Raw genomic sequence first — 4,699 nt, 5'->3', positions numbered from 1 at the left:
CGCCAGCGAACCGGCCCGGACCACCCGCGAGTAGCCGTACAGCGCCTCCCACGGGCCGCCCGAGCCGAGCCGGGTCACCACACCGGCGTCCGCCGGCGGCTCGGGCGGCGCGGCGGTCACGCGCCGGCCCGCAGCGTCGCCAGCGCCTCGGCGACGGTGAACGCGCCCGCGTAGAGCGCCTTCCCGGCGATCACGCCCTCCACGCCCACCGGCTCCAGCGTGGCCAGCGCCCGCAGGTCGTCGAGCGTGGACACGCCGCCGGAGGCGATCACCGGGGCGTCGGTGCGGGCACACACCTCGCGCAGCAGGTCCAGGTTCGGCCCGCGCATGGTGCCGTCCTTGGTGATGTCGGTGACCACGTACCGCGCCGCGCCCGCCGCGTCCAGCCGGGCCAGCACCTCGTACAGGTCGCCGCCGTCGCGGGTCCAGCCGCGCGCCGACAGGGTACGGCCGCGCACGTCCAGCCCGATCGCCACCCGGTCGCCGTACTCGCCGCAGATCCGGTCGCACCACTGCGGATCCTCCAGCGCGGCGGTGCCGATGTTCACCCGCGCCGCCCCGGTGGCCAGCGCCGCCCGCAGCGACTCGTCGTCGCGGATGCCACCGGACAGCTCCACCTTCACGTCCAGCTTGCCGACCACCTCGGCCAGCAGCGCGGCGTTGGAGCCCCGCCCGAACGCGGCGTCCAGATCCACCAGATGGATCCACTCCGCGCCGTCGGACTGCCAGGCCAGCGCCGCGTCCAGCGGGTCGCCGTACGCGGTCTCGCTACCGGCGGCGCCCTGCACGAGCCGGACGGCCTGGCCGTCGGCGACGTCCACGGCGGGCAACAGGGTGAGGCTCAACGCTTCTCTCCTCGGATCCTCAACGACGGTCCAGCGCGATCACCACGATCGCGGGCAGGACCAGCAACAACAACGCGACCAGCACCAGCCGCAGCGCCAGGTCGTCCACCAGGCTCCAGATGCCGACCACCGCCACCGCGGTGAGCACCAGGATCGTCGCCCGCTCCCGGCGGGTGTGCCGGCGCAGCCGGCCGGTACGGCCGCGCCGCAGCGACGGCGTCAGCCGGCGTACCAGGGAACGACGCCGCTCCCGGCGGGCCACCCGGCGGGCGCGGACGGCGCGCGCACGCTCCTGCTCGGCCTCGCGCTCCGCGCGGCGGCGGGCCCGCTCCTTGCTCACGCCGACGCCAGCGGGCCGGTCACAGCGTGCCGAGCCAGTTGCGCAGCAGCGCCGCACCGGCGTCGGCCGACTTCTCCGGGTGGAACTGCGCTGCCGACAGCGCGCCCCGCTCCACCGCGGCCACGAAGTCCGTGCCGTGGTGCGCGGTGGTCACCGTGGCGCCCGCCTCGGCCAGCGCCGCCGGGTCCGTCACGCCGTAGGAGTGCACGAAGTAGAACCGGGTGCCCTCCGGCAGCCCGGCGAACAGCGTCGAGCCGGCCGGCGGCCGCACCGTGTTCCAGCCCATGTGCGGCAGCCGCCGCGCGGGCAGCCGGGTCACGCCGCCGGGCAGCAGCCCGAGCCCCTTGGTGACCACGCCGTGCTCCTCGCCGTGCCCGAAGAGGATCTGCATGCCGACGCAGATGCCCAGCACCGGCCGCCCGGCGGCGACCCGCTCGGCGATCACCGGCCCGGCGCCCAGCGCCTCGATCCCGGCCATGCAGGCGGCGAACGCGCCCACGCCCGGCACCACCAGGCCGTCGGCCGACGCGGCGGCGTCCAGGTCGTCGGTGACGGTCACGTCGGCGCCGGCCCGCGCCACCGCGCGCTCGGCCGACCGCAGGTTGCCCGAGCCGTAGTCGAGCACCACCACGCGCCGCGTCATCAGCTCTCCCCCGGCAGCAGCCAGAGCACCCCGGCGACGGTGGCCAGTACGGCCAGCAGCCCGGTGACCACCACGGCGGCGCGCGGCGCGCCCTGCTTGAGCAGCGACCACGTCCCGCCGACCAGCAGCCCGGCCAGGATCAACACAAGAGTGGGCAGCACCTTCATTAGAGAGCGCCCTTCGTGGACGGCACCACACCGGCGTTACGCGGGTCCAGCGCGGTGGCCTCGCGCAGCGCGCGGGAGACGGCCTTGAACTGCGCCTCGACCACGTGGTGCGCGTCCGGGTGACCGCCCGGCCGGGCCGCGCGCAGCACGTCCACGTGCAGCGTGATCCGGGCCGACTGGCCGAACGACTCCCAGATGTGCCGGGTCATGCTCGTCGGGTAGACCGGCCCGATGTACGGGGCCAGCACCGGCTCGTCGTGCACCACGTACGGACGGCCGGACAGGTCGACGGCGGCGCGGACCAGCACCTCGTCCATCGGGACGGTGGCAGAGCCGTACCGCCGGATGCCCGCCTTGTCGCCCAGCGCCCGGTCGAACGCGGCGCCCAGCGCCAGCGCGGTGTCCTCCATCGTGTGGTGCGCGTCGATCTCCAGGTCGCCGACCGTGTGCACGGTCAGGTCGAAGCCGCCGTGCCGGGCGATCTGGTTGAGCATGTGGTCGTAGAAGCCGACGCCGGTGGAGATGTCGGCCTGGCCGGTGCCGTCGAGGTCGATCTCGACGAGCACCTTGGTCTCGTTTGTGACCCGCTCGATCCGGGCGATCCGGGCGATCCGGCTCATGAAACGTTCTCCATCGCGGTGAGGAAGGCGTCGGTCTCGGTCGGGGTGCCGGCGGTGACGCGCAGCCAGCCGGGCAGGCCGACGTCGCGCACCAGCACGCCGGCATCGAGCAGGGTACGCCAGGCCACCGCCTGGTCCCCGTCGACGGCGAACAGCACGAAGTTCGCGTCGCTGTCGGCCACCCGGTGGCCCCGGGCGCGCAGCTCGGCGACGATCCGGTCCCGCTGCTCCATGATCGCGGCCACGGTGCCGAGCAGGGCGTCCCGGTGCGCCAGCGCCGCGCGGGCGGCGGCCTGGGTGAGCGCGGACAGGTGGTACGGCAGCCGGACCAGCTGCACCGCGTCCACCACCGCCGGGTCGGCGGCCAGGTAGCCGAGCCGGCCGCCGGCGAAGCCGAACGCCTTGCTCATGGTGCGGGTCACCACCAGCCGCGGGTGGCCGGGCAGCACCGCCAGCGCGCTCACCGTGCCGGGCCGGGCGAACTCGGCGTACGCCTCGTCCACGACCACCATGCCGGGCGCCTCGTCCAGCACGGCGGCGACCACGGCCGGGTCGAGCGCGGTGCCGGTCGGGTTGTTCGGCGAGCAGAGGAACACCACGTCCGGCCGGTGCTCGCGGACCTGGGCCACCGCCTCGTCGGCGGTGAGCCCGAAGTCCGCGCCGCGCCGGGCGGGCACCCACCGGGTGCCGGTGCCGAGCGCCAGCAGCGGGTGCATCGAGTACGCCGGGGTGAAGCCGAGCGCGGTGCGCCCGGGACCGCCGAACGCCTGCAGCAGCTGCTGCTGGATCTCGTTGGAGCCGTTCGCCGCCCACACGTGGTCGGCGGTGAGCCCGTGTCCCAGGTAGGCGGCCAGGTCGGCGCGCAGCGCCACCGCGTCCCGGTCCGGGTAGCGGTTGAGGTCACGCAGCTCGGCGGCGAGCGCCTTGCCGATCGCCTCGACCACCGGCTCGGGCACCGGGTAGGAGTTCTCGTTGGTGTTCAGCCGCACCGGCACGTCGAGCTGCGGCGCGCCGTACGGCGTGCGCCCGCGCAGGTCCTCGCGGATCGGCAGGTCGTCGAGCGTGGTCACGACGCCCCGCCCTCGGGGAACCGGACGCTGACCGCCTGGCCGTGCGCGGGCAGGTCCTCCACGGTCGCCAGCGTGACCACGTGCGGGGCCACGTCGCGCAGCGCCTCCTGCGTGTATTCGACCAGGTGGACGCCGCGCAGGAACGACTGCACGGACAGCCCGGAGGAGTGCCGGGCGCAGCCGCCGGTGGGCAGCACGTGGTTGGAGCCCGCGCAGTAGTCGCCGAGCGACACCGGCGACCACGCGCCCACGAACACCGCACCGGCGTTGCGGACCCGCAGCGCCCACTCGCGGGCGTTCTCGGTCTGGATCTCCAGGTGCTCGGCCGCGTACGCGTCGACCACCCGCAGGCCCGCCTCCAGGTCGTCGACCAGTACGACGCCGCTCTGCTCGCCGCGCAGCGCGGTGCCGATCCGCTCGGCGTGCTTGGCCGCGGGCGCCTGCCGGGCAAGCTCCGCGTCGACCGCGTCGGCCAGCGCTGTGGACGGGGTGACCAGCACGCTGGCCGCGAGCGGGTCGTGCTCGGCCTGGCTGATCAGGTCGGCGGCGACGTGCGCCGGGTCGGCGGTGTCGTCGGCCAGGATCGCGATCTCGGTCGGGCCGGCCTCGGCGTCGATGCCGACCACGCCGCGCAGCAGCCGCTTCGCGGCGGTGACCCAGATGTTGCCCGGGCCGGTGATCATGTCGACCGGCTCGCAGCGCTCGTCCCCGGCCGGGTCGGCGCCCGCCCCGTACGCGAGCATGGCGACGGCCTGGGCGCCGCCGACGGCGTACACCTCGTCCACGCCGAGCAGCGCGCAGGCCGCCAGGACCCGGCGGTCCGGCAGGCCGTCGTTGTCCTTCTGCGGCGGGCTCACCACCACCAGCGAGCGCACCCCGGCCGCCTGGGCCGGCACCACGTTCATCACCACCGTCGACGGGTACATGGCCAGGCCGCCGGGGACGTAGAGACCGACCCGGTCGACCGGCACCCACCGCTCGGTGACCGTGCCGCCGGGCACCACGGTCTTGGTG

7 protein-coding genes are annotated in these 4,699 nt (G+C 75.3%); all 7 read right to left on the bottom strand.

Annotated elements, in window-relative coordinates; genetic code table 11:
• Nucleotides 1-116 precede the first annotated feature (116 nt).
• Nucleotides 117-845, bottom strand: a complete 729-nt coding sequence (priA, locus tag KBX39_RS23805) for a bifunctional 1-(5-phosphoribosyl)-5-((5-phosphoribosylamino)methylideneamino)imidazole-4-carboxamide isomerase/phosphoribosylanthranilate isomerase PriA (protein ID WP_043329497.1) — start codon at nt 843-845, stop codon at nt 117-119.
• A 19-nt stretch (nt 846-864) separates the two neighbouring features.
• Nucleotides 865-1,185 (bottom strand): hypothetical protein, encoded by a 321-nt coding sequence (locus KBX39_RS23800; RefSeq protein ID WP_043329495.1) that lies wholly within the window; start codon nt 1,183-1,185, stop codon nt 865-867.
• Nucleotides 1,186-1,204: 19 nt separating this feature from the next.
• A complete protein-coding gene (gene hisH / locus KBX39_RS23795; RefSeq protein WP_043329494.1) occupies nt 1,205-1,828 on the bottom strand; it encodes an imidazole glycerol phosphate synthase subunit HisH in 624 nt (207 codons plus the stop codon).
• Entirely contained in the window at nt 1,828-1,989 is a 162-nt protein-coding gene (locus tag KBX39_RS23790) for a hypothetical protein (RefSeq protein ID WP_166456842.1), read from the bottom strand. The genes hisH and KBX39_RS23790 overlap by 1 nt, the downstream gene beginning before the upstream one ends.
• A gap of 5 nt (nt 1,990-1,994) precedes the next feature.
• Nucleotides 1,995-2,606: an imidazoleglycerol-phosphate dehydratase HisB gene (gene hisB, locus KBX39_RS23785; RefSeq protein ID WP_210872587.1), complete on the bottom strand. Its 612-nt coding sequence runs from the start codon at nt 2,604-2,606 to the stop codon at nt 1,995-1,997.
• A 5-nt stretch (nt 2,607-2,611) separates the two neighbouring features.
• Nucleotides 2,612-3,685: a histidinol-phosphate transaminase gene (locus tag KBX39_RS23780; protein ID WP_069089034.1), complete on the bottom strand. Its 1,074-nt coding sequence runs from the start codon at nt 3,683-3,685 to the stop codon at nt 2,612-2,614.
• The coding region (hisD, locus tag KBX39_RS23775) for a histidinol dehydrogenase (RefSeq protein WP_210872585.1) at nt 3,682-4,699 on the bottom strand (1,018 nt) is incomplete at its 5' end. The genes KBX39_RS23780 and hisD, both read right to left, overlap by 4 nt.

Origin of the sequence: Micromonospora sp. D75 (genome assembly GCF_018070405.1) — a bacterium.
Lineage (GTDB): Bacteria > Actinomycetota > Actinomycetes > Mycobacteriales > Micromonosporaceae > Micromonospora > Micromonospora chalcea.
This window is presented reverse-complemented; position numbering and strand designations above follow the sequence as displayed.